At 63.1% G+C, this 24,098-nt stretch carries 23 protein-coding genes and 1 pseudogene; 23 read left to right on the forward strand and 1 reads right to left on the reverse strand.

The genetic code is table 11. The features are described from left to right. Nucleotides 1-126 precede the first annotated feature (126 nt). The 8 genes and pseudogenes from JM946_RS26715 (at nt 127) to flhB (ending at nt 5,521) form a co-directional block, all read left to right on the forward strand. The gene (locus tag JM946_RS26715; protein WP_203170506.1) at nt 127-618 is read left to right on the forward strand and encodes a flagellar basal body-associated FliL family protein; all 492 of its coding nucleotides are present in this window, start codon (nt 127-129) and stop codon (nt 616-618) included. Between the two features lie 22 nt (nt 619-640). Beyond that, nucleotides 641-1,645, forward strand: a complete 1,005-nt coding sequence (gene fliM / locus JM946_RS26720; protein ID WP_203170507.1) for a flagellar motor switch protein FliM — start codon at nt 641-643, stop codon at nt 1,643-1,645. A 127-nt stretch (nt 1,646-1,772) separates the two neighbouring features. Beyond that, a pseudogene (gene fliN, locus JM946_RS26725) lies at nt 1,773-2,033 on the forward strand (flagellar motor switch protein FliN); the annotation flags it as partial. Between the two features lie 12 nt (nt 2,034-2,045). Then, complete coding sequence (fliO, locus tag JM946_RS31410; protein ID WP_218043130.1) at nt 2,046-2,567, forward strand: flagellar biosynthetic protein FliO; 522 nt, start codon at nt 2,046-2,048, stop codon at nt 2,565-2,567. Further along, complete coding sequence (fliP, locus tag JM946_RS26735; RefSeq protein ID WP_203170509.1) at nt 2,567-3,334, forward strand: flagellar type III secretion system pore protein FliP; 768 nt, start codon at nt 2,567-2,569, stop codon at nt 3,332-3,334. The genes fliO and fliP overlap by 1 nt, the downstream gene beginning before the upstream one ends. Then, on the forward strand, nt 3,331-3,600 hold the full coding sequence (fliQ, locus tag JM946_RS26740; RefSeq protein ID WP_203170510.1) for a flagellar biosynthesis protein FliQ: 270 nt from the start codon (nt 3,331-3,333) through the stop codon (nt 3,598-3,600). The genes fliP and fliQ overlap by 4 nt, the downstream gene beginning before the upstream one ends. Nucleotides 3,601-3,610: 10 nt before the next feature. After that, the gene (gene fliR, locus JM946_RS26745) at nt 3,611-4,393 is read left to right on the forward strand and encodes a flagellar biosynthetic protein FliR (RefSeq protein ID WP_203170511.1); all 783 of its coding nucleotides are present in this window, start codon (nt 3,611-3,613) and stop codon (nt 4,391-4,393) included. A gap of 12 nt (nt 4,394-4,405) precedes the next feature. Then, nucleotides 4,406-5,521, forward strand: coding sequence for a flagellar biosynthesis protein FlhB (gene flhB / locus JM946_RS26750; protein WP_203170512.1), 1,116 nt, complete (start codon nt 4,406-4,408; stop codon nt 5,519-5,521). Between the two features lie 3 nt (nt 5,522-5,524). On the opposite strand, the gene JM946_RS26755 is transcribed toward flhB, so the two are convergent. Beyond that, nucleotides 5,525-6,772 carry an MORN repeat-containing protein gene (locus JM946_RS26755; protein WP_203170513.1) on the reverse strand — a complete coding sequence of 416 codons (1,248 nt, stop codon included), beginning with the start codon at nt 6,770-6,772 and terminating at the stop codon, nt 5,525-5,527. A gap of 1,095 nt (nt 6,773-7,867) precedes the next feature. Between JM946_RS26755 and flhA the strand changes: the two genes are divergently transcribed. The 15 genes from flhA (at nt 7,868) to JM946_RS26830 (ending at nt 24,077) form a co-directional block, all read left to right on the forward strand. Beyond that, the gene (gene flhA, locus JM946_RS26760) at nt 7,868-9,967 is read left to right on the forward strand and encodes a flagellar biosynthesis protein FlhA (protein ID WP_230980003.1); all 2,100 of its coding nucleotides are present in this window, start codon (nt 7,868-7,870) and stop codon (nt 9,965-9,967) included. 13 nt (nt 9,968-9,980) lie between these two features. After that, entirely contained in the window at nt 9,981-11,420 is a 1,440-nt protein-coding gene (gene flhF / locus JM946_RS26765; protein WP_203170514.1) for a flagellar biosynthesis protein FlhF, read from the forward strand. 57 nt (nt 11,421-11,477) lie between these two features. Beyond that, nucleotides 11,478-12,350, forward strand: a complete 873-nt coding sequence (locus JM946_RS26770) for a MinD/ParA family protein (protein WP_203170515.1) — start codon at nt 11,478-11,480, stop codon at nt 12,348-12,350. Continuing rightward, nucleotides 12,347-13,090 (forward strand): RNA polymerase sigma factor FliA, encoded by a 744-nt coding sequence (locus JM946_RS26775; RefSeq protein ID WP_203170516.1) that lies wholly within the window; start codon nt 12,347-12,349, stop codon nt 13,088-13,090. Before JM946_RS26770 ends, JM946_RS26775 begins: the two co-directional genes overlap by 4 nt. Nucleotides 13,091-13,108: 18 nt before the next feature. Next, nucleotides 13,109-13,495 (forward strand): chemotaxis response regulator CheY, encoded by a 387-nt coding sequence (cheY, locus tag JM946_RS26780; RefSeq protein ID WP_322110986.1) that lies wholly within the window; start codon nt 13,109-13,111, stop codon nt 13,493-13,495. A 43-nt stretch (nt 13,496-13,538) separates the two neighbouring features. Continuing rightward, the gene (locus tag JM946_RS26785; RefSeq protein WP_203170517.1) at nt 13,539-14,279 is read left to right on the forward strand and encodes a protein phosphatase CheZ; all 741 of its coding nucleotides are present in this window, start codon (nt 13,539-13,541) and stop codon (nt 14,277-14,279) included. 80 nt (nt 14,280-14,359) lie between these two features. Next, entirely contained in the window at nt 14,360-15,100 is a 741-nt protein-coding gene (locus JM946_RS26790; protein ID WP_203170518.1) for a flagellar motor protein, read from the forward strand. 115 nt (nt 15,101-15,215) lie between these two features. Then, nucleotides 15,216-16,199 (forward strand): flagellar motor protein MotD, encoded by a 984-nt coding sequence (motD, locus tag JM946_RS26795; RefSeq protein WP_203170519.1) that lies wholly within the window; start codon nt 15,216-15,218, stop codon nt 16,197-16,199. A gap of 139 nt (nt 16,200-16,338) precedes the next feature. Continuing rightward, nucleotides 16,339-17,619, forward strand: a complete 1,281-nt coding sequence (locus JM946_RS26800; RefSeq protein ID WP_203170520.1) for an oligosaccharide flippase family protein — start codon at nt 16,339-16,341, stop codon at nt 17,617-17,619. After that, a complete protein-coding gene (locus JM946_RS26805) occupies nt 17,616-18,443 on the forward strand; it encodes a PIG-L deacetylase family protein (RefSeq protein WP_203170521.1) in 828 nt (275 codons plus the stop codon). Before JM946_RS26800 ends, JM946_RS26805 begins: the two co-directional genes overlap by 4 nt. Before the next feature lie 32 nt (nt 18,444-18,475). Then, nucleotides 18,476-19,579 (forward strand): glycosyltransferase family 4 protein, encoded by a 1,104-nt coding sequence (locus tag JM946_RS26810; protein ID WP_203170522.1) that lies wholly within the window; start codon nt 18,476-18,478, stop codon nt 19,577-19,579. 31 nt (nt 19,580-19,610) lie between these two features. Continuing rightward, a complete protein-coding gene (locus tag JM946_RS26815; RefSeq protein ID WP_203170523.1) occupies nt 19,611-20,123 on the forward strand; it encodes a GNAT family N-acetyltransferase in 513 nt (170 codons plus the stop codon). A 183-nt stretch (nt 20,124-20,306) separates the two neighbouring features. Beyond that, nucleotides 20,307-22,889: a serine/threonine-protein kinase gene (locus tag JM946_RS26820; RefSeq protein ID WP_203170524.1), complete on the forward strand. Its 2,583-nt coding sequence runs from the start codon at nt 20,307-20,309 to the stop codon at nt 22,887-22,889. An 82-nt stretch (nt 22,890-22,971) separates the two neighbouring features. Next, nucleotides 22,972-23,331, forward strand: a complete 360-nt coding sequence (locus JM946_RS26825; protein WP_218043132.1) for an Hpt domain-containing protein — start codon at nt 22,972-22,974, stop codon at nt 23,329-23,331. A gap of 182 nt (nt 23,332-23,513) precedes the next feature. Then, nucleotides 23,514-24,077: a DUF2802 domain-containing protein gene (locus JM946_RS26830; RefSeq protein WP_203170526.1), complete on the forward strand. Its 564-nt coding sequence runs from the start codon at nt 23,514-23,516 to the stop codon at nt 24,075-24,077. Nucleotides 24,078-24,098 lie beyond the last annotated feature (21 nt).

The raw sequence follows: 24,098 nt of genomic DNA on the forward strand, positions 1-24,098 counted from the left end.
GTGTCGCAGTTCACACTGCGTTTTTGGCGCATTTTCCTCGGGAATGAATGACTTGCGCGCTCGTTGCGGGGCGTGGCACGTCGCTTGCTCTTATTGGAGCGCGACCAAGTTCTCGAGGAATGCGCGATGTCCGATGCCCCTGCCGGTGATGCTCCCCCGGCGCCTGCCAAATCGAAGATGCTGGTGATCGTTCTGTGCTCGATGCTCGCTGCGGGCGCGACCGGCGGCGGCGTGTACTTCATGACGGCGAAAAACGGTGAAGCGCAGGCCGCCACCAGCCAGCCGGTCGCCAAGACTCCAGCCATCTACAGCAAGTTCGATCCGCCGTTCGTGGTCAATTTCCAGAACAAGGGCCAGATGCGTTTTCTGCAGGTGAGCATCGAAGTGATGACGCGCGATGCGGTCACGGCCGATCTGCTCAAGCAGCACGATCCGAAACTGCGCAACGATCTGCTGATGCTGCTGGGTGGCCAGACGTTCGAGACGCTGAGCTCGCGTGAAGGCAAAGAACAGCTGCGCAACGAAGCGCTGCAGGCTGTCGCCGCCGTGATCGCCGCCGAGGGTGGCAGGCCCGAGAACGTCGAGCAGCTGTACTTCACCAGCTTCGTGATGCAGTAATCCGCAGCACCGGGATCGAGCCATGTCCGGCAGTGACATTCTGAATCAAGACGAAATCGATGCTCTACTTCACGGAGTAGACAGCGGCGCCGTCAAGACTGAAGCGCCCGTCGCGCCCGGCGAGGCGCGCAATTACGATTTCGCCAATCAGGTTCGCATCGTGCGCGGGCGCATGCCCACGCTCGAAATGATCAACGAGCGTTTCGCGCGCCTGTTTCGCATCAGCCTGTTCAACCTGTTGCGTCGGACGCCGGAAGTGGCGGTCGCGCCGGTCAAGATGCTCAAGTTCAGCGAGTACGTGCATTCGTTGCACGTGCCGACCAATTTGAACCTGGTGAAGATCGTGCCGCTACGGGGCACCGGCCTGATCGTGCTGGACCCGAAGCTGGTGTTCGCCACCGTGGACAATTTCTTCGGCGGCAGCGGCCGTTACGCCAAGATCGAAGGCCGCGAGTTCACCGCCACCGAGCAGCGGATCATTCACATGCTGCTCAAACATATTTTCGCCGACCTGAAAGAAGCCTGGTCGCACGTGCAGCGGCTGGACCTCGAATATCTCAATTCCGAGATCAATCCGCACTTCGCCAACATCGTGAGCCCGACTGAGATCGTCGTGGTCACCAGCTTCCACGTGGAGCTCGATGGCGGCGGCGGCGACGTTCACATCACCATGCCGTACGCGATGATCGAGCCGCTGCGCGAATTGCTGGACGCCGGCGTGGCGAGCGACCGCGTCGAGCACGACGAGCGTTGGGTGAGCGCGCTGAAGGAAGAAATCGAGGACGCCGACGTCGAGCTGACCACGTTGCTGGGCCGTTCCAAGATCACCATGCGGCAGCTGATGGATCTGAAGGCGGGCGACATCCTGCCGTGCGATTTCACCGGCCGCGCCACCATCCTCGCCGAGGACGTGCCGATCTTCAAAGGCACTTTCGGAGTTTCCAACGGCCAGCAGGCCGTGCAGGTCGAAGAGCGCATTTCCCGTATTCGTCCGCGCATGCTGGACATATTGAACGCGAAGGTTTGAAGCCATGAGCATGAGTAGAGAAGCGATGGAAGCGGCGCAGGCCGCGCAGTTCGAGGAGCTGCTGGCAAAGGAGCAGCGCGACCGCATGCCCGCGCCGGAGCCCAGCTTGCCGAGCGGCGCAACGTCGGATGTGAACCTGGACGTGATCCTCGACGTGCCGGTGACGCTGTCGATGGAAGTGGGGCGCACGCGCATTCCCATCCGCAACCTGTTGCAGTTGAACCAGGGTTCGGTAGTGGAGCTGGACCGCGCCGCCGGCGAGCCGCTGGACGTGTTCGTCAACGGCACCTTGGTCGCGCACGGCGAAGTGGTGGTGGTGAACGAGAAGTTCGGCATCCGTCTCACCGACGTGATCTCGCCGTCCGAGCGCATTCGCAAGCTGAAGTGAGTTGAAGTCGAAGTGAGTCAGAAGGTTTTGATGCCGCGTACCTTGATGCTGTCCGTCATTCGTGGCGTGGCGCTTCGCGGCCTGGCGGTGACGGTTGCGATCGGGGTGTTGTGTCTCGCCGCGCCGATGGTGCTCGCCGCCGAGAAGTTCGCTGCGCCGGAGCCGGCTCAGTCGCCGGCGGTGGGCGCCGGCAGCCTCATGCAGGTGACTTTGTCGCTGCTGCTGGTGTTGGGCATCGTGTTTGCCGCCGCCTGGGCGACGCGCCGCCTGCGCGGCTTCGGTCGGTTCGGCAACAGCTCGTTGCAGGTGGTGACCGATCTTGCCGTCGGCACTAAAGAGCGCGTGGTGCTGGTGCAAGTCGGCAAACAGCAGTTGTTGCTGGGCGTGGCGCCGGGCCGTGTGAATACTCTGCACGTGCTCGATGAGCCCGTGGTTCCTCAACCCTCTACCAACATCACGCCCGCGGTCGACGGCTCGATGCCTGCGCACCCCGCGGATTTCAAATCTATTCTGAAGCGGAGCCTCGGCCTGTGATGCGCGCCTTCCTCAAGCTGCGCGACCGTGGGTTCGCGCGGTATGCGTTCGCCGCGCTGCTGTTGCTGGCGCCGTTGGTTTCTTTTGCCCAGGGCATCCCGGCGGTGACGGTGAGTACCGCCCCCGGTGGTGGTCAGCAGTATTCGCTGACTCTGCAGATCCTGATGCTGATGACGGCAGTGACCTTGCTGCCGGGCATCGTGCTGATGATGACTTCGTTCACGCGTATCGTCATTGTGCTGGCGATTCTGCGTCAGGCGCTGGGCGCGGGCCAGGCGCCGCCCAATCAGGTGCTGATCGGGTTGTCGTTGTTCCTGACGTTGTTCGTGATGGGCCCGGTGATCGACCGCATCAATACTGAAGCGGTCCAGCCGTACATGGCGGGCACCATGGACGCGACCACCGCGATGCAAGCCGGGGCGGTGCCGCTGAAGCGCTTCATGCTCGATCAGACGCGTGAAAGTGACATCGCGACGTTCGTGCGCATTTCCGGCGGCGACGGCTTCGACAAGCCCGAGGACGTGCCGCTGCGTATTCTGGTGCCGGCGTTCGCTACCAGCGAGCTGAAATCCGCGTTTCAAATCGGCTTTCTGATCTTCATTCCATTCGTGATCATCGACCTGGTGGTGGCCAGCGTACTCATGTCCATGGGCATGATGATGCTCTCGCCGGTGCTGATCTCGTTGCCTTTCAAGTTGATGCTGTTCGTACTGGTCGACGGCTGGGGCCTGATCATGGGCACCCTGGCAGCGAGTTTCTATACATGACGCCTGAAACCATCATGACCATCGGTCAACGCGCGCTGGAGATCACCATGCTGCTCGCGGCGCCGCTGCTGATCGCGGCGCTGGCGATCGGCTTGCTGGTGGGCGTGTTCCAGGCGGCCACGCAGATCAACGAAATGACCCTGTCGTTCATTCCCAAGCTGATCGGCATGGCGGCGACGCTGGTGATCGCCGGCCCCTGGATGCTCAAGCTCATCGTCGGCTACACGCGCGAGCTGTTCGAGAGCATTCCGGGTTTGATCGGCTAGTCGACGCCAGATGCTCGAGATCACCACAGGGCAGTTGGAGGCGTGGCTGGCGCAGTACCTGTGGCCATTCCTGCGCATTGGCGCCTGTTTCATGATGGCGCCCATCTTCGGCGCGAGTTTCGTGCCGCCGCGGGTGCGGTTGTTCCTGGCGGGCGCGATCACGTTGATCGTCGCGCCGCTCGTGCCACCGCCTGCCAACGTGGCAGTCTTCTCCTTCGCCGCGGTCATCGTGACGATTCATCAGCTGCTCATCGGTTTTGCCACGGCGTTCGCGTTGCAGCTGATCTTCGATGCGCTCGCCATGGGCGGGCAGTTGCTCGCCAACACCATGGGCCTCGGCTTCGCCTTCAACGTCGATCCGCTGCGCGGTGTCAGCACGCCGGTGCTTGGCCAGCTCTACATGATTCTGGTCACGCTGACGTTTCTCGCCATCAACGGTCATCTGGTGCTGATCGAGATCTTCGTGCAGGGCTTCACGACGCTGCCGGTGGGCTTGGCGGGTTTGAGCACGGATATGATCTGGCGGCTGGTGGAGTGGGGCAGCCAGCTGTTCGCCGGCGCGCTCACCGTGGCGTTGCCGGGCATGGCCGCGTTGCTCGTGGTGAATCTCGCGTTCGGCGTGATGAGCCGCGCGGCGCCCACGTTGAATCTGTTTGCGGTCGGCTTCCCGATCACGTTGATCGCCGGCCTGATCATCATGTACCTGACCTTGCCGTCCGTGATGGGCGCTTTCGCTGGGTCTCTGGAAGCGGCGTTCGGAGTCATCCGAAGCCTGCTCGCGCTCTCGCCCTAGGAGTGATACGCCATGGCAGAGAACGATGACGCCCAGGAAAAATCAGAAAGCGCAACTCCCAAGCGCCTCGAGGAAGCGAGGCGCAAAGGTCAGATCCCCAGATCCAGGGACTTGAGTGCGGCGGCGGTGACCATGTCGGCCGCGGCGGCGTTGTACATGATGGGCGATAGCATCGCGGGCAAGCTGTACACGTTGATGCAGCGGTGCTTCAGTCTCACTCGCGAGCAGGCGCTCGACCCCGCGCAGATGGCGCCGGCGTTTGCCAGCGCCGCTATCGATGGCTTGAAAATCTGCGCGCCGGTGCTGGGCATCATCTGTCTCGCCGCCGTGCTTGCGCCGCTCGCGCTCGGTGGCTGGTCGTTCAGCACTGAAGCGCTGATGCCGCAGTTCAATCGCTTGAATCCCCTGTCGGGCGTGAAGCGCATGTTCTCCACGCGTGCGGTGGTGGAGTTGGTGAAGGCGCTCGCCAAGTTCGGCGTCGTCGGTCTGGTCGCCGTGCTCGTGCTATGGAACGATGCGTCCACACTGTTGCATCTGGGGCAGGAGCCGCTCGATATAGCCATCGCGCACACGATCAGCTTGGCCGGCAAAGCCCTGATCGCCATCACCGCCGGGCTGCTGATCATCGCCGGCATCGACGTGCCGTATCAGTTGTGGAGTCACGCCAAGCAGCTGAAGATGAGCCGCCAGGAGATCCGGGAAGAGCACAAGGAGTCGGAAGGCTCGCCAGAAGTGAAGGGCCGCATCCGCCAGTTGCAGCAGCAGTTCGCTCGCCAGCGCATGATGCAGGATGTGCCGAAGGCCGACGTGATCGTCACCAACCCGACGCACTTCGCGGTGGCCCTGCGCTACGACGAGAAACGCATGCGCGCGCCCATCGTCGTCGCCAAGGGCGTCGACCTCGTCGCCGCCCGCATCCGCGAGATCGCCACCGAGCACAACGTGCCCATCTTCGAAGCGCCGCCGCTGGCTCGCGTGCTGTATCGAAACGTCGATATCGGCGGGGAGATTCCCTCCGCCGTCTATCAAGCCGTCGCGCAAGTGCTGACCTACGTGTTCCAGCTCCGCGTCGCCAGCCGCTCCGGCTTCCAACCGCCGCCGCGGCCGGATGTGACGGTGGAGGAGTGATGCTCAGGTTTGCGGATCGGGCGGCAGATCCGGGTTGAACGGCGCCTTGCTGCCGTCCGGCCGGATCTCGAACACGGTGTCCTGCTCAACGTCGATTTCGAGCAGGCGCCCATCCTCGCCGAGCATGCGGCCTTTGTTGAACACGCCTCGCTTGAATTCGCCGTCGAAGCGGGCCGCGCCGAGTTTCATTTTGCCCGCGCCGTGCATCAGGCCATTCTTGAAAGCTCCTTCGTAGCTCAGCTCGGAACCGCCCGCCAGGGTGGCTCGAAGCACTCCGGTTCCCTCACGGACCCCGCGGGCGAACGTTCCTTCGTACTGCTCGCCGCCTTCGAAGACTTCCTTGCCCTTGCCGCTGCGAACGCCGCCGACGAACTCGCCTTCATACACATAGCCGGAGCGGGTGAGTCGTCCCTGCCCGTGGAACTTGTCGGCGAGGAACGCGCCTTCATACACAGAGCCGTCGGTCGCATCCTGATACCTGCCCTGACCGCTGAGTTGCCCGTTCAAGCACTGGCCGGTGTACTCGCTGCCCACGGCATACTTGATGTGACACTCACCGTCGAGGCGGCTTGCCTTCCATTCGCCTTCCTCGATGGCGTGATCGGGATGCTCGAGCCGGCCCTTGCCTTGCCGCTCGCCGTTAACGAACTCGCCGACGTAGCGGGCGCCGTTGCCGAACACCAGTGTGCCGTGGCCATCATAGTTGCCGTGGGCGTACTGACCTTCGTACGACTCGCCGCCCGGCCGCGACATCTTGCCTTGGCCATGAAACTTGCCCTGCAGGAAAGAGCCTTCGTAGACCTGGCCGTCCGCGTAGACGAGCTTGCCCTGGCCGTGCATGGTCTGCAGGCCGGTGGTCTCGCCGGTGTAAACCGATCCATCCGGCCAGGTAATCTCAGTGGCGCCTGCGATAGTGTTTGGATTTTCGAACTGGCCTCGGACAGTGAAGCCATTCGGAAACTGCAGCTCACCGCGGCCGCGTGGTTCGTTGGCGACGAACTCACCAGTATATTTGTGCCCTTTGACGGTCGACATTTCGCCGCGGGAGAGCAGGCCGCGCTCGAACTCGCCTTTGTAGGCGACCGGTCCCAGATCGGCCGTTCCAGGTCCACTCAGAAACCCGTCGACGCAGGCGCCGTCCCACTTCATGCCATCGATGGGCGGCATGCCGGGCGGCAGCACGAACTTACATCCGCTTGCATCCGCCAGCGTCTTCGGCTCGGCGACGGCGACCGCCGCTGTGAACAGCATTAACACAAACGTAACAATTCGTTCCCTGAGCGGCATCGCGTGATCCAGCGTGGCGGTTGTGGCGCTTCTTATCTCGATGATATGTCGTCGCCTTGCACGGCGCCACGGGATGCACATCGCGATCGGGCGCGCTTAGGCCTCTCTCGCCTGTCGTGACCAGCAGGGCAGTCCTTTTACAGCGCTCGCAAAGGTGCGATCTGAGAGATGCCGCCGCGGGCAGCCGTTAGCGGCCCGCGGCGGACTGAGTGGTGTGATGCGTTCACACGACAGCTGGGCCTTCCTGGCGCTCGAGCGACGTGCGCACGCCGTTGTCTTCCTGCTTCTATTCATTCTCACTTCCCTGTGGCCGAAGTCGTCTCGTGCCGTGGGAGCAGCGCGTGGCCGACTTCGAGAGTTCGCCAGCCTGCCTATCCTGAGCAGCGGCGAAGAGATCATCGACTCCATGCCGAGTCCCTGTTCACCTCGCGCCATCCATGCACGACTCGCGCTTCCCTGGACAACAACGCCAGCATCCTTGATGTAGCTGCAGTCCTCATCGAAGTAGTCTCGTGCCGTGGGAGCGGCGCTCGACCCACTTCAGGAAGCTTCACGAGCCCGCTCATCCGAGCAGCGGCGCAACGAGCATCGACTCCCTGCCGACTCTCGCCCGCCCGTGCCTTCCCTGCACGACTCGCGCTTCCTTGGGCAGCAACTCTACCATCCGTGGTGAAGTTGCCGTCCCTATCTGGTAAAGCGACAACGGTTGTGAATTTCCATCGCGACAAGCGCCATTCTACTGAAAAATATTCATATTATGAAATGTTGTGCTGCGTTAGTGACATATGGAGACCGGCGGGTTGGCGATTGCACTTCGTTCGCCTGAGGTCCCTGTCCACTGCGCGGGTGTGACTGAGTTCACACTCCCTCTCACCCGAGCCGCCGCGCTATCGGCGTGATCAGTCCGAGCCTTAACGGCTCATCTTCAAAGTGTGACTAGCGCCCGCAGTGGCGGCTGCTGCGTGGCAAGGGAGTTGCACCCTATAGGGCGTGCGTCGGAATACCGACGCCAGGACCAGACAACGGATTTTTGACGACGCCCGACGACCCAGACCCACGATGGCTGCCGCGATCGCCCCCAAGCTCGATTTGAAAGCACTGATGCAATCTGGCATCGGAGTGCCGGTGGCCATGTTGGCGGCGTTGGCGATGGTGATCCTGCCGTTGCCGCCGATCGCGCTGGACGTGCTGTTCACGTTCAACATCGCGCTGTCGTTGATCGTGGTAATGGTCGTGTTCTACGTGCGGCGGCCGCTGGAATTCGCGATTTTCCCGACGGTGCTGCTGCTCGCCACGTTGTTGCGCCTGGCATTGAACGTCGCCTCGACACGAGTGGTGCTCCTCAACGGTCATACGGGTGGGCACGCAGCGGGCAAGGTGATCGCGTCGTTCGGCGAGTTCGTGATCGGCGGCAACTACGCTGTCGGTGTGATCGTGTTCGCGATTCTCACCATCATCAACTTCATCGTGGTGACCAAGGGCTCGGGCCGTATCTCCGAAGTGACGGCGCGCTTCACCCTGGACGCCATGCCCGGCAAGCAGATGGCCATCGACGCCGATCTCAACGCCGGACTGATCACTCAGGAAGACGCCCGCGCCCGTCGCGCCGAAGTGCGTCAGGAAGCCGACTTCTACGGCTCGATGGACGGCGCCAGCAAATTCGTTCGCGGCGATGCGACCGCGGGCATCCTGATCCTGATCATCAATATGGTCGGCGGTCTCGCCATCGGCATGATGGCTCACGACATGTCGTTTGGCGACGCCGCTCGCGTCTACACGCTGCTCGCCATCGGCGACGGTCTGGTCGCTCAGATTCCGGCGCTGCTGCTCTCCACCGCGGTGGCCATCATCGTCACTCGCGTGTCGAGCGCGCAGGACATGGGCGGTGAGTTGTCGCGGCAGTTGTTCGGTCAGCCTCGTGCGTTGACGATCGCGGCGAGCGTGCTGGGCGTGATGGGTTTGATTCCCGGCATGCCGAACCTGCCGTTCCTGATGATGGCCGCGATCTGCGGCGCCGGTGCGTGGATGCTCCACAAGCGCGCCCAGCAGCAGCCGACGCAAGAAGAGATGGCTGCAGCCGCGGCTGCTGCGGCTCCGCCGCCGGCCGCTCATGATGCGAAGGAACTCACGTGGGACGACGTGCAGCCGGTCGACATCATCGGCTTGGAAGTCGGCTATCGACTCGTGCCGCTGGTCGACAAAGCGCAGGGCGGCGATCTGCTCGCGCGCATTCGCGGCGTGCGTCGCAAGCTTACGCAAGATCTGGGATTCCTGGTCCAGACCGTCCACATCCGCGACAACCTCGATCTGTCGCCGAACTCGTATCGCATCAACCTGGCCGGCGTGCCGGTGGGCGACGGCGTGATCTATCCGGAGCGCGAGCTGGCCATCAATCCCGGCAAGGTGTTCGGGCGGCTGACCGGCATCGAAGCGCGCGATCCGGCCTTCGGCATGGAAGCGGTGTGGATCGAACCTTCGATGCGCGATCACGCACAGACGCTCGGCTACACGGTGGTCGATGCGAGCACCGTGATCGCCACACATCTCAGCAACGTGATTCAGACGCACGCTCACGAGCTGCTGGGCCATGAAGAAGTGCAGCACCTGTTGAACACGCTCGCCAAGACGGCGCCGAAGCTCGTCGAAGATTTGACGCCTCGCCTGCTGCCGCTGGGCACCGTGGTGCGCACGTTGCAAGGTCTGCTCGCGGAACGCGTGCCGATTCGAAACATGCGCACGATCGTCGAGACGCTCGCCGAGCACGCGGCTCGCACGCAGGATCCGGCGCAACTGCAGTCGCAGGTTCGTGTCGCATTGGGCCGCCAGATCGTGCAGGACATCGCGGGCATGTCGACGGAGCTGCCGGTGATCACACTCGAGCCGGAGCTGGAGCAACTGTTGACGAATTCGCTGTCGGGCAGCAACGCCGCGACGCCGGGTCTCGAGCCGGGCCTGGCGGAACGCATGCAGCGCCGTCTGGCCGAAGCCGCGCAGCGTCAGGAGCTGACGGGTGAGCCGGCGGTGCTGCTCGTGCCGCCGCAGCTGCGGCAGACGCTGGCGCGCTTCATGCGCTCCATCGTGCCGAACATGCACGTGCTCGCGTGGAATGAGATTCCGGACAACCGCAAGGTGCGTTTGGTCACCGCGGTCGGCCGTTGAGAGCTTGTAACCTATGAAGATCAAACATTATCGTGCGGCGGACATGCGGACAGCGTTGCGCCAGGTGCGCGACGCGCAGGGTCCGGACGCAGTGATCTTGTCCAGCCGTCGCGTGGCCGGTGGCGTCGAAGTCGTCGCCGCCATCGACTACGACGGGGAAGAGGCGGCGACGGAGCAGTTGACCGCGAGCGCGGGCCGCAATGTTTCTTATGGCGCATCGGCTCAGAGTGGCCTGGTCGATACGTACGGTGCGGATCGCCGCGGCAAGGAAGATAGCTTCGCCGCGCCGGCTCAGAGTGGCCGAGATGTTTCCAAGAGTGCACCGGCGCGCGCCCAGCACGACACGGCCTTGTTCGGTGGCGCTTCGAAAAAGCGCCCAACAAGTGAATACGCGAGCGAGCGCGCCGAGCTGCCCCGGCACTTTGCGGACGACCGAGGCACCGGCTACGCATCGATGCGAGGCTACGCGGTCGAATCCGATCCGGTGCGCGACGTGGAGCTGCCGTCGCTCGACCTGATCGACGCGAGCAGCGACGTGAACGAAGAGCTGCGCACCCTGCGCCGCATGTTGGAAACACAGCTGGCCACTCTGGCCTGGAACGATCTCGCGCGCCGCTCGCCGATTCAGACGGAATTGCTCAAACAACTCACGCAGCTCGGTCTCGCCCAAGATCTCGCCACCGAGCTGGTGACCCAGATGCCGACGCGCCTGGAATTCGCGGAAGCGAATCGCCTGGCCCTGGCCCTCCTGGCTCGCAAAATCGAAACCACCGGCGAGCGCTGGATGGACAGCGGCGGCGTGGTCGCGCTGGTCGGCGCAACCGGCGTCGGCAAGACGACGCTGATCGCCAAGCTCGCCGCTCGTTGGGTGCTCCGTCATGGCCCGCGCGATGTCGCGCTGATCTCGACGGATTCGGTCCGCATCGGCGCACAGGAACAGATTCAAACGCTCGGCCGCCTGCTGGGCGTGCCGGCCTACGCGATCGACGGCGCCGCCGAGCTCGCGAGTGTGCTCGAACACGTGCAAGACAAACGTTTGGTGCTGATCGACACCGCCGGCCTGAGCCCGCGCGATCCGCGCCTGGAGCAGGAACTCGCGTTGATCGCGGCCTCGAGCAAGCGAATCGAAACATCGCTGGTGCTGTCCGCTGCCGCGCAGGCCGGTGCGATCGAAGAAGCCGTGCAGCGTTTCGCCCCAGCCCAGGCCACCACTTGCATGCTGACCAAGCTGGACGAAGCGACCAGCCTGGGCGGCGCCATTTCCACTCTGATTCGCGCGCGCCTGCCGGTGACCTTTGTCAGCGAAGGACAGCGCGTTCCGGAAGATCTCGCTCCCGCCCGCGCGCATCAGCTGATCGCGCGTGCCGTCGATTTGTCTCGTAAGTCTGGCGCCTCAGCGGATGAGGACTTGTTACGTCGCCGCTTCGGCACCGTGGCTCACGCCATCGCATGAACCTGACGTTTTTCATTTCTCATCGCTGATCTCGACCACTAGCTGATTTAGAAAATTATGGAATCCATTCAATCGATCGGACTGCAACGCGCGGCCAACCCCGGGCCGGTGCAGGTGATTGCAGTCACCGGCGGCAAAGGCGGCGTCGGCAAGACCAGCGTGTCAGTGAACCTGGCAACCGCGCTGGCCTCGGCCGGCCGTCGTGTGATGCTGCTCGACGGCGATCTCGGGCTCGCCAATGTCGACGTGTTCCTCGGCCTGTCGCCTCGCTACACCATGGCGCACGTGCTGAACGGCGAGCGCACGCTCGAAGAAATCATTCTGGAATCGCCGCATGGCATTCAAGTGGTGCCGGGCGCCTCGGGCGTGGCCGAGCTCGCCAACTTGTCGGCGGCGCGGCATCTGAGCCTGGTGCAGGCGTTCAGTAACATCAGCTCGAAGGTCGACACGCTGATCGTCGATACCTCCGCTGGCATCGCGCACAGTGTGGTCCAGTTCACACAAGCCGCCCAGCACGTGCTGCTGGTGGTGTGTGACGAGCCCGCTTCCATGACCGACGCCTATGCGTTGGCCAAGGTGTTGAGCCGCAATCACGGCGTCAACAAGTTCCAGGTGGTTGCGAACATGGCCCGTGCACCCGGCGAGGGCGCCGCTCTGTTCGAGAAATTGCAGCGAGTCACCACTCGTTTCCTGGATGTCACCCTGGAATACGTTGGGGAAATCCCTGAAGACCCCTACCTGCGCCGGGCGATTCGTGAACAGCGTCCCGTCGTGATCGCATTCCCCGCCGCTCCCGCCTCGCGCGCATTCAAGAAATTGGCGTTGAAGGCCGATAAGTGGCCTGTGCCGGAGGGTCCGAGGGGCAACCTCGAGTTTTTCGTGGAGCGGCTGGTGCGTCGTCCCCAGGTGCGCCTGGAGGTGGTGCGATGAGCGGCTTGCGCGCTTACAAGGCCGCCGCGTCCAGCAACACAGATGCACTGGTGGTGCGTCATGCCGAGTTGGTCAAGCGCATTGCTTATCACCTGGCGGGACGTCTGCCGGCGTCGGTCGAGGTATCCGATCTGATCCAGGCCGGCATGCTCGGCCTGCTGGAGGCTGCGTCCAACTACACGGCGGATCGCGGCGCGAGTTTCGAGACGTATGCGGGCATTCGCATTCGCGGCGCGATGCTCGATGCGTTACGCAAGCTCGACTGGGCGCCTCGCTCGGTACATCGCAAGGCGCGTGCAGCGGCCGCGGCGATTCGGGAGATCGAGGCGGAGTTCGGTCGCGAAGCTCGCGATAACGAGATCGCCGAGCGCATGGGTGTGTCGCTCAACGAGTACCACCGCATCGCGCAGGACGCGGCGAGCTGTCGCGTGGCGAGTCTCGACGACTCGAGCGGCGATGAGGAGTCGCTGCTGGGTCGCGTGGAAGATGAGGGCGCGGATCCGTTCCTCGACGCCACCGAGGACGGTTTCCGTTCGGCGCTGGCGGGCGCGATCAAGGAACTGCCCGAGCGCGAGCGGCTGGTGATGTCGATGTACTACGACGACGAGCTGAATCTGAAAGAGATCGGCGCGGTGTTGAAAGTGACCGAATCGAGGGTTTGCCAGCTGCATGGACAGGCACTGGTGCGTTTGAAGGCGCGACTGGCGGATTGGCGGGACCGCGTCGAGAGCCGGATCTGAAGAGTTAGGAGAGCTGAAGTGAGCAAAGATATGAAGTTCCTGGTGGTCGACGACTTCTCGACGATGCGTCGAATCATCAAGAACCTGTTGAACGATCTCGGCTATGCCAACGTGCAGGAAGCCGACGACGGCCAGACCGCGCTGCCCATTTTGCAGTCGGGCGGCATCGAGTTCCTGATCACCGACTGGAACATGCCCGGCATGCCCGGCCTGGACCTGTTGAAGGCGGTGCGCGGCGATCCGAAGCTGGCCAAGCTGCCGGTGCTGATGCTGACCGCCGAAGCCAAGCGCGAGCAGATCATCGAAGCGGCGCAGGCCGGTGTGAACGGCTACGTCATCAAACCTTTTACCGCGGTCACGCTCAAGGAAAAGATCGACAAGATCTTGGAGCAGCGCGCGGCATGAGGCTGCACGCGACACCCTGTTGAGAATCATCGAGCTGACCAAAATGACTTCAGGCATTGATGCGCTACGCGCGGAGTACGGTTCGAACATAGCCACGTTGGCGGGCGCGCTGGCCGCCGGCGACGAGCGATTGTTTCTCTCCGAGCTCGACATGCTCGTGCATCGGCGCGAGCGCACGCTGTTCACCGAACTGCGCAAGCTGACCGGCGATCTGCAATCGGCGCTGGATCGCTTCAGCGTCGACTCGCGCCTGGTCGATCTGGCCGAAAAGGAAGTGCCGGACGCCCGCGCCCGTCTCGACCACGTGTTGAAAATGACCGACGAAGCCGCGCACAAGACCATGGACCTGGTCGAGCAGTGCGGCCCGCTCGCCGAACGCACCGCACGCGGCGCGAACGACATCGTGGGCATGTGGACCAGGTTCCGCGCACGCCAGATCCAGGTCGAAGAGTTCCGTTCCATGGTCGTCAAGCTCGACGCGTTCCTCGATGACTCGCGCGCCGACATGGACAAAGTGCGCGGCAATCTCACCGAAGTGCTGATGGCTCAGGGTTATCAGGACCTGTCGGGTCAGATCATTCGCGGCGTGATGAAGCTGGTGTCGGAGCTCGAGACCGCGCTGGCGGATCTGGTGCGCTTGTCGCGCACCGGGCAGCAAGCAGCGCCGGCAATGAAAGACTCCATGTCGCGCGGCTTCGGTCCGGCGGTGCCGGGGGTCGACAACGGTCCTTCGGTCAGCGGCCAGTCCGACGTGGATTCTCTGCTCGCCGGGCTCGGTATGTGATGCGAGGTGAGGTTCGCTCGAGGGCGATCGACCTCACCAGTGCGATGACCTGCTAAGCAGCAAGGATCGAGACTCGCCCCATGGACATTCTTTCGCTCGTCGGTTTGGTGCTCGCGTTTTGCGCGATCGGTGTCGGCGCCGTGCTCAAGGGCGCGGGCATCCATTCGTTGCTGTCCGGCGCCGCCTTCATGATCGTGATCGTCGGGACCGTGGCCGCGATCTGTCTGCAGACGCCGCTGCATGTGATGAAACGCGCGCTGTCCATCCTGCCCTGGATTTTCCGGCCGCCGGCCGTGCAGCGACACACCATGATCAACAAGATGGTGGAGTGGAGCAATACCGCTCGCAAGCAAGGCTTGCTGGGCCTCGAATCGTTGATTGAACGCGAGCAAGACGATTTCGTGCGAAAGGGCTTGCAGCTGGTGGTCGATGGCAGCGAGCCGGACATCATTCGCAACGTGCTCGAAGTGGACCTGCACACGCGCGAGCAGGCCGACACGCGCGCCGCGAAAGTGTTCGAAGGCATGGGCGTGTATGCGCCGACCTTGGGCATCATCGGCGCGGTGCTCGGCTTGATGGCCGTGATGCAGAACCTCGCCGATCCCGCCAAGCTGGGTCACGGCATTGCGGCGGCGTTCGTCGCGACCATCTACGGCATCGGCATCGCCAACCTGTTCTTCCTGCCCGCGGCAAGCAAGCTCAAGGTGGCCATCCAGGCCATGAGTCAGACCCGCGAGATGGTGATCGAAGGCATGATCTCGATCGCGCAGGGCGAGAATCCGCGCAGCATCGAAGCGAAGCTGCAGGGCTATCTGCATTAAGAAGTGACTAGTGACTAGTGACTAATGACTAGTCAGAGGTGGAATCGACATGCGTTTTTCTGACCAGTCACCAGTCACCAGTCACTAGTCACCAGTCACTAGTCACTTCTATTTTATGGGTCGTCGTCGACAACATCACGAAGAGCACACCAACCACGAAGCGTGGGCCATTCCCTATGGCGATCTGGTCACGCTGCTGCTGGCGTTTTTCGTGGTGATGTACGCCATGTCCTCGGTCAACGAGGGCAAGTATCGAATCCTTTCCGACTCGCTGGTGGCCGCGTTTCGCGGCTCGCCGCGTACCTTGCAGCCGATTCAGGTGGGTGAGAAGAGCGTCGGTTCGGGCGCCGACATCAACATGACCATCGTGCAGCAGGCCATTCTCGACGGGCAGCCGCGCAGCATGCTCGAATCCCCGCCGCTGAAAGTGTCCGATCTGATGAGTCACGGACCGGGCAATCCTGCGAACAACGCATACGACGCCGAGCACAGCGCGGCCGCCATGTTCGAGCTTGAGAGCGTGGCCGCCGAAGTCGAGCGGGCCATGGGCGAGCTGATCCGCGATCAGATGATCGTGGTGCGCCGGCATGGCGTGTGGGTGGAAGTGGAGATTCGCACCGACATTCTGTTTCCCAGCGGCGTGGCGACTCTGTCGCCGCAAGCGCAGGGCATCCTCAGGCAGCTGGCGCTGACCTTGAAACCCTTCCCCAATCCGATTCGCGTCGAAGGTCACACCGACAACCTGCCGATCCGCTCGGCGGCGTTCAACTCCAACTGGGAGCTGTCGGCGGCGCGCGCCGCGAGCGTCGTCCACCTGTTCACTCAGAACGGCATGGATCCGCGACGCCTGGCGATCGTCGGCCTGGGCGAATATCGGCCGGCCCAGAGCAACGACACCGAGCAGGGCCGCAATCTCAACCGCCGCGTGCTGCTGGTGATATTGAGCGGCGGCGGCTTGCCCGAAGGCGAGTACGGCAAGGAGCGCGGCCAGGCGGAAACCGACTCCGCGCCCCCACCCGCCGCCACCACAGTTCAGGCGACTGTCGCTCCCGCCGTGACAGCAGTCCCCATGCCGCCCGTCTCGCCCGGCATCAGATAATATTTCGTTCATGACCGGTCGCGCAGCCGCGTGCTGCGGGAGGGAACCGCCGTGAATGCGGCGCGTTAACAGCCCACCCGCGACGCGAACTCGCGGCATAACGGACAAGACGCTGCAGCGTCTTACTCGAAGCGGGTCAATGAACTCAACTGCCTCCGAACCCTCGCTGGGACGTCGAACCGGGCGCAATGCGATTGCGCTGCTGGCGTGCCGCGTCGGTGCGGACCTGCTCAACTTTCTGTTGTTTCTCGCGGTGTCGCGCACCTTCGGTCCGGAAGGCACGGGCGAATACGGCTACGGCTTCGCGCTGGCTGGCCTGGTTTATTACGCGGCGACACTGGGCATCGATGAGTACGGCGTTCGTGAGTATGGGCGCCTGCCGTCGGAGCGCCGGCCGGCATTGATTGCGAATCTGCTCGGGGCGCAGGTCTGCATCGCTTTGCTAGTGATCGTGGTGCTGCTCGGTTATCTGTGGATCACAAAGCCCTCCCCGCAGCTGCTGGCCATTATCGTTTCGATGACGATTTATCAGCTGGGCGCGGCGTTCTCTGCGACCTTGTTCGTGCCGGCCATGGCCGAACAGCGAATGTTGCCGCCAGCGGTCATCAATCTGCTGGGCAGAGGATCGGCCTTCGTCATCACCGGCGTACTGATCCTGGTGTTTCATTGGTCGCTGTACGCGGCTTCGGCGGCGTTCGCCGGCGGCGGTCTGTTGATGTTCGTGCTGGCGCTGCGCTCGGCCGCTTCGTTCAAGGCGCACTTGCGTCCAAACCTCACGCGTCAGGTCGTGTTCGACGGCGCGCGTACCTTGTGGTCCTTCGCTGCCACCGGCCTGCTCGGCCAGTTGCTCAACCGGATCGGCGTGATCGCGTTGTCCCTGCAAGTGGGAGAGGCCGCCGCTGGCATCTACACGACCGGACTCAAACTGGTGGAGGTTGCGTGTCTGCCGCTCGTGTTCATCGGCGTCGCGGCGTATCCGCGTCTGTGCCAGGCCTTCGCCGATCCAGCGGGATTTCAAAGACTGACACGCCAGGCGCTCATGATCGGCTTCGGGCTCGCGCTGGTGCTTGCCGTGGCAATGTATCTGGCGGTGCCACCGCTGCTCGTGCCGGTGCTGGGCGAGCGTTTCGCGGGCGCCGAAGCAATCATTGCCGCGATGGCGGCCATCGTGCTGGCCCAGGGCATCGAGATCGTGCTGGGCCGCCTGATGCTCTCGGCCAATCTGAACGTCGCCCGTGCCATCCGCATCGCCCTCGGCACGGTCGTTTGTGTGTTGCTGACGGTGGGGCTGACGCCGCTGTTCGGCATCGAAGCGACCATCGCTGCGCTGGTCTGTTCCTATCTGCTGGTGGACCTGCTGTATTTTGGCAATCTGTTCGGCGCCCTGCGCCGGACTTCGCGCACGCCCGAGCCCGTATGAATCTGCTCACCAAAGTCCTGTTGAAACGTCTGAGCCGCGCGGCCCGCCCGTACTTGCAATCCTCAGGGCTGCTGCAAGTCTCCGCTGTCTACAACCATTCGGCCATGGTGTGGCAGCCGGGCGGCGAAAAAGTCCTGGTGCTCGCGCCGCACATGGACGATGAAGCGATCGGCTGCGGTGGCACGTTGGCATTGCACTCACAACGAGGAGCGCAGATTACGGTCGTGTTTCTCACGGATGGTCGCAACGGAAACAGCGAGATAAACACGATGTATGGCGAGGAGCGCGCACGCAAGCAGCAGGAGTTCATCGAGCTTCGAACCACCGAGGCGCGTGCGGCCTTGCACCGGCTGGGGGTCAATCGCATGGTGTGCCTGGACGCCGAGGACGGCGCGCTCGACCAATGCACTTGGGCGGCGGAGAAGCTGCGCGAAGTGCTGCTCAGACAGCAGCCGGACATCGTTTATTTGCCGTTCTATCTGGAAGAGCACTCCGACCATCGCGCCGCGAGCCAGGTGCTGCTGGACGCGGCGTCGGGCACGTCGTTGCAGTTCCAGTGCATGGGCTACGAAGTGTGGACGCCGTTGTTTCCCAATTGCCTGGTGCGCATCGACAGCACGGTGGAGATCAAGAAACAGGCGCTGCAGGAATATCGCAGCCAGCTGCAGCAATGTGACTATCTGCACGCCAGCATCGGCCTGAACGCGCATCGATCGGCCGGCTTGCTCAACCCCGAGGGATCTCGGGGCGGCTATGCCGAAGCTTTTTACAGCAGCTCGCTGCCCGAGTATCGCGAGCAGTTCACTGCCTTTCGAGCCCATTGACGGCGGACGGAATCGGGCGTTGAGTTGAAACCATGCGTTTAGGGATCATGTTGCGGCACTTCGACCAGCACGAGGGCGGGGTGAAGGTGTACACCCGCGAAGTCGTGCGCTCGCTGATCGAGCTCAATCGCCGACACGAAATCATCCTGTTGTTTCGCAATCGTCAGCGCCTTGGCACCTATCAGGGCGTGGACGGCGTGCAGGAAGTACTGCTGGAAGGCGGCTCGATTCTATATTGGGATCAGATCAAGGTGCCGCGCGCGGTGCGCGATCACGGCATCGACGTACTGTTCAATCCAAAATATTCCATTCCGCTGCGCGCCAGATGCAAAACGTCGTGGGTGTGTCACGGCATGGACTGGTACGCGATGCCCCAGGCCTCGGCCTTCCTCGACCGGCTCAGTCATCGCTACCTGGTGCCGCGCTACGCTAACAAGGCCGATGCGCTCATTTCCGTCTCGGAAATTACCACCGAGCACTTGAGAAAATATTTGAATGTGCCGCGGGAGCGGATCCACACCATTTATTCGGGCCTGAGCGACGGCTTCCGGGCGCGGCTGTCGCCCGAGCAGTTGGAGCAAACGCGCAAGCGTTTCGGCCTGCCGGAGCGTTTTCTCCTGTATTGCGGGGCGGTGTACCCGCCGAAGAATTTCACTCGCCTGATCCAGGCCTACGCCAAGGTCGGGCCGGCGCAGGGCGTGCCGCTGGTGATTGCCGGCGGCGGCAATCGATATCTGTCCGAGCACGAGCTGGACGAGCCGAAGCGGCAGAAGATCGCCGACTGGGTCAAGTGGCCCGGCTGGATCGAGAATAAAGATCTGCCGGCGTTCTATCAGCTGGCCGAGGGCCTGTTGTTGCCGTCGTTGTACGAGTCGGTTGGCATGCCCATCATGGAGGCGATGGCCTGCGCTTGCCCGGTGCTCACTTCGGATCGGTTCGGCACCAAGGAGATCGCCGGCGATGCCGCCGTGCTGGTGAATCCCGAATCGGTCGACGCCATCGCCGCCGGCATCGATCGGCTGCTCAACGATCGGGAGCTGCGCGCCGCCAAGGTGGCCGCGGGCCTGGAGCGCTCGCGGCGTTTCACCTGGAGCCACACTGCGAGCGAATTGATGCGGGTTCTGGAAAGCCTGTAGCATGGCTCGCATAACCCAAATGGGGGATGCCATGCGCGTACTGGAAACCGAACGACTGGTGTTGCGCCGGCTGACGCTCGAAGACGCCGGGTTCATTCTGCGGCTGGTCAACGAGCCTGCGTGGCTGCGCTACATCGGCGACAAGCACGTGCGCAATCTCGAAGATGCGCGCAATCATCTGCGGAACGGGCCACTGCACATGTACGAGCTCTACGGCTTCGGCATGTTCCTGGTGGAGCTCAAGGACAGCGGCGTGGCCGTCGGCTCCTGTGGACTGCTCAAGCGCGATACGTTGCCGGACCCGGACATCGGCTACGCGTTCCTGCCGGAGCACTGGGGCAAGGGCTACGCGCTCGAGGCGGCTTCGGCCGTGCTCAAGTACGGTCATCGCGAGCACCGGCTGCCACGCATTCTGGCTATCACTTCGCCCGACAACGAGCGCTCGATCAAGGTGCTGCACAGCTGTGGCATGCACTTCAAACGCATGATCGAGATGGCCGAGCAGGACGAAGTGAAGCTGTTCGCGCTGGAGTTCGAAGGCTGATGCGTTAGGCAATTGCCTGACGCGCGCGTCCATAACGTAAAAAAAACCGGCGCTCCAGTGTTCCTGGTGCGAGCCGGCAGGCGTTCAACCAGATTTTTTGCGGCATGCGCCGCAATCGCTGCGCCTATCTCGTGCCAGAATAGCGCTCGATCCCACCGCAGAGTGGGCAGCCGCATTCTCAGCATGACCGAACCCATTTTTCCCAAGCTACGCATTGGCTCGCGCCTGGGGCCATATCGGCTGATCGAGCTGATCGGCCGTGGCGGTATGGGAGAGGTGTATCAGGCCGAGCGCGCCGACGATCATTATCACGCGCGAGTGGCAATCAAACTGGTGCGCGTCGATCACGACGCGTCCCGCGTCGCCTGGCGATTTCGTTCCGAGCGGCAGATCCTCGCCCAGCTCGAGCATCCCAACATCGCGCGCCTGATCGATGGCGGCGCGACTGAGGAGGGGGTGCCGTATCTGGTGATGGAACTGATCAACGGTCAGCCCATCGACCTTTATTGCGAACAGCGTCAGCTCACCGTCACCCAGCGGGTTCGCTTGTTCCTGCAGGTCTGCGCGGCGGTGAGTTTCGCTCACCAGCGCCTGGTGGTGCACCGGGATCTGAAGCCCGGCAACATCCTCGTGACCGCGGACGGCACGGTCAAGCTGCTCGACTTCGGCATCGCCAAGCTGCTCGAAACCGAAGCCGCCACCGAGTCCGTCGTCTCCGACATGACCGCCACTCACGTGCGAGTGATGACGCTGGAGTATGCGAGTCCGGAACAGGTGCGCGGCGATCCCATCACGACCGCCAGCGATGTGTATTCGTTGGGCGTGGTGTTGTATCGCCTGCTGACGGGGCGCAGTCCTTATCGCGAGGACAATGCCGCAGAACGAGCGGTCGAGATTCTCAGCGACTCGGCACCGAGCAAACCGAGCACCGCGGTGAACGATACCTGGGCGCGGCCCGGCGCCGCTGACGCCGGATACACCCCGATTTCACGCAAGCGAATGAAACGCGCCTTGCAGGGCGATCTCGACAACGTGCTGTTGATGGCGCTACGCAAGGAGCCCGAGCGTCGCTATCCGAGCGTCGATCAGTTCGCGGAAGACCTGCGCCACTATCTCGACGGCATGCCGGTGCGAGCCCGCGGCGATTCGCTGCGCTATCGCGCCACCAAGTTCATGAGCAGGCACAAATATGCGGTGACCGCAGCGTCCCTGGGCGCGGTCGCGTTGGTCGCCGGCATCGTGACTACGACCTGGCAAGCGCGGATCGCGGCCGAGCAAACGCGCATCGCTCAGGAAGAAGTTCGCAAACAGCACGCCGTGCAGTCGTTCCTTACGGCGCTGTTCGAAAAGAACACGCGTCTGCAGCCGGATGCGCTCAAAGCGCGCAACATGTCCGTCCACGAGTTGCTGGTGGACGCTAGCGACAAAGTGTTGCATCAGTTTGTCGATGCGCCATCGGTCCGCATCGAAGTGATGAACACGGTTGCACGACTGCTGCTCGATATCAACGAGTTCGAGCGAGCCGGCGTGCTGTCCCGTGAAGCGGTGAAAATCTCCCGGGAATTGCACCTCACTCACAGCGACGAATACGTGGAGGCCTTGATCGGCATGGCCACGGCGGGGCGCTTGCTGGGCCGAGGCGAAGAAGCGGGCGCGGCGCGCGATGAGGCGTTGCAAGTTCTCGATGCCCGCAACGATCACACGTCACTGCTACGGGCACGCGCGTTGGGAACGACGATCGCGCAGTTCACGCGAGATCCCGAGCGCGAGATGCGGCTCGTGAGTGAAGCGACGAAGTTGTTCCAGGAGCGTTATCCCAACGACCCAGGTCACTTCAACTCGGTATTCGCGCTCGGCCAGTTGTATAGAACCCAGGGTGACATGCGCCGCGCGGTGACTCAGTTTCAAGCCGCGATTCGGGTGTTCGAGCGTGCCGGCCTGCAGGCGTTCAGCGACCTGGGCGCGAGCTATGCATGGGCCGCGTTCTGCGAGATGAACCTGGGCTGGGTGGATGACGCTTTGCGCGATTATGAGAAAGGCGTGGAACTGCTGCGGCAGCATGCCGGCGATGTTTCGCTCTACACGCGCATTCACCTCGGTCTGTATGGTCAGGTTTTGCATCAGGCAGGCCGGATCCAGCAGGCTCACGAGTATTTCGATCTGGTGCTCACGCCCGAACATGTGGCGAAGCCGACCGCGGTAGAGTTCGATACCGCTGTTTACAAGGCGACGGGGCTGCTGCAGGAGGGATATCCGGAACGTGCACTCGAGGTGCTCGAACCGTACGCCGAGAACTGGCTGGAGTTCGGCAGGCGTTTTGTTCCCAACGGCGTTCAGTACTGCGCCGTGCGCGCTCGCGCGCTGGTCGCGCTCGGCAAGGTCGCTGAAGCCAAGGCCGAATTGGCCCATGTGGCGCAATTGCCGACCTTTTATGGAACGCCGGCTCAGAAGGCAGACTCCTACGTTGCCGCAGTCATCGATGTGGCGCTGGCCGACAACGATCTGCCTACGGCTCGCGGCGCGCTTGCACAGCAAGGACCGATCGAGGCGCCCGAAGGATTCGATATCGACTACTTGCAGCTCGCGGCCGACGCCGCGCGACTCAAGCGCCGCATGGGCGACGTCGATGGCGCCATTGCACTCACCGACGCCGCCTTGGCACATTTACAGAGACACGCCGGGCCATCGCATTTCGCTTTCATGCGTCAGGCTCTGCAGCAGGCGCGGGCCGAGGCGGTGGCCGCTCGCATGCAAACAGGAGAATAAGTAACACCCAGGATGGCGTCGGCCTCGCGTTGAGATTTTGCTGGCGGTCCAGTGACGATCGACGGGGCGATAGCCTGTGACGATGAAGGACCTGGTGCTCGATCGCGAGCACCTGCTCGAAATGACCGATGGCGACCTGGAATTCGAGCACGAGCTGCTTGCGACCTTTCGCGCCAGCGCGCAAAGGATCCTGACGCGCCTCAGAGACGCGCTGAATTCCGGTATCTCGACGCAGATCATGCGCGAAGCGCATGCGTTGAAGGGTGCGAGCGTCAATGTTGGGGCGACGGCGATGAGCCGCTGCGCTGGCGCCATCGAGGAGGCGGCTCGCGCCGGTGACGTAGAGCTGGCGACGGAACATGCTCGCTGCCTCGATACCGAAGAAGCAGCGTTGTGGGCGGCGCTGGAGCGGCTGCGGGCGGAGCGCAGCGCCAAACAATAACCCCAAACGATAACCAGGTCGCAAAAGCTTACAGCGCCCTGGAGACGTCGGGACTCCGTGGCCCGCCGGTGGCACGCATCCTGCTCCTATTCTGTGGAGACCCGCGGCTCGCGCCAAAGGTTTGACGCCGCCAGCCCAAGCGATGGCCGCGTTCGAATGTGATCCAAGTCACGGGAGTCGCGATGTTTGAGATTCTGCCCAACCCCTCGTTCGAGGCCGTGCTGATCGCGGTCCGCGGCGTGCTGCTGATCGGCGCGTTCTGGGTGTTTGCGTTGGCGTTCACTCGCTGGCGCCGCGCGGACGAGCGCGATTCACAAGCGCTGCGTGCACAGCTGGAACGCACCTTCGCTGAAGTGCGCAGCCTGCACGAGACGGTGAGTGTCATGAGCGCCCGCATCGAATCGATGAGCGAGCGTGTCGAAACAGATTCGCGTCGGCCGCAGATGGCCGCGGTCGCTACCCCGCAGGCGCGCGGCTATGACCTCGCCATGCGCATGGCGAAGAACGGTTCGAGCGTCGAAGATCTGGTCGCGAATTGCGGCATCACGCGTCATGAAGCGGAGTTGCTCACTCGCTTGCACGCTGCCAAGTCGCAACCCGAAGTCGCCAACTGGCACGCCCGCCAGCAGGAGCGTCAGCCGGTGCAGTCCTGGCAGGCGGCGCCTCAGCAGCAGCAGGTTGCGCAGGCTCCGCAGCCGCAGCCAACCGGTCGCAAGCGTGGCTCGCTGCTGAGTGTGGTGGGCTGATTTAGAAACGAAATCCTCGGT

Origin of the sequence: Steroidobacter gossypii (genome assembly GCF_016801985.1) — a bacterium.
In the GTDB taxonomy this organism is placed as follows: Bacteria; Pseudomonadota; Gammaproteobacteria; order Steroidobacterales; family Steroidobacteraceae; genus Steroidobacter; species Steroidobacter gossypii.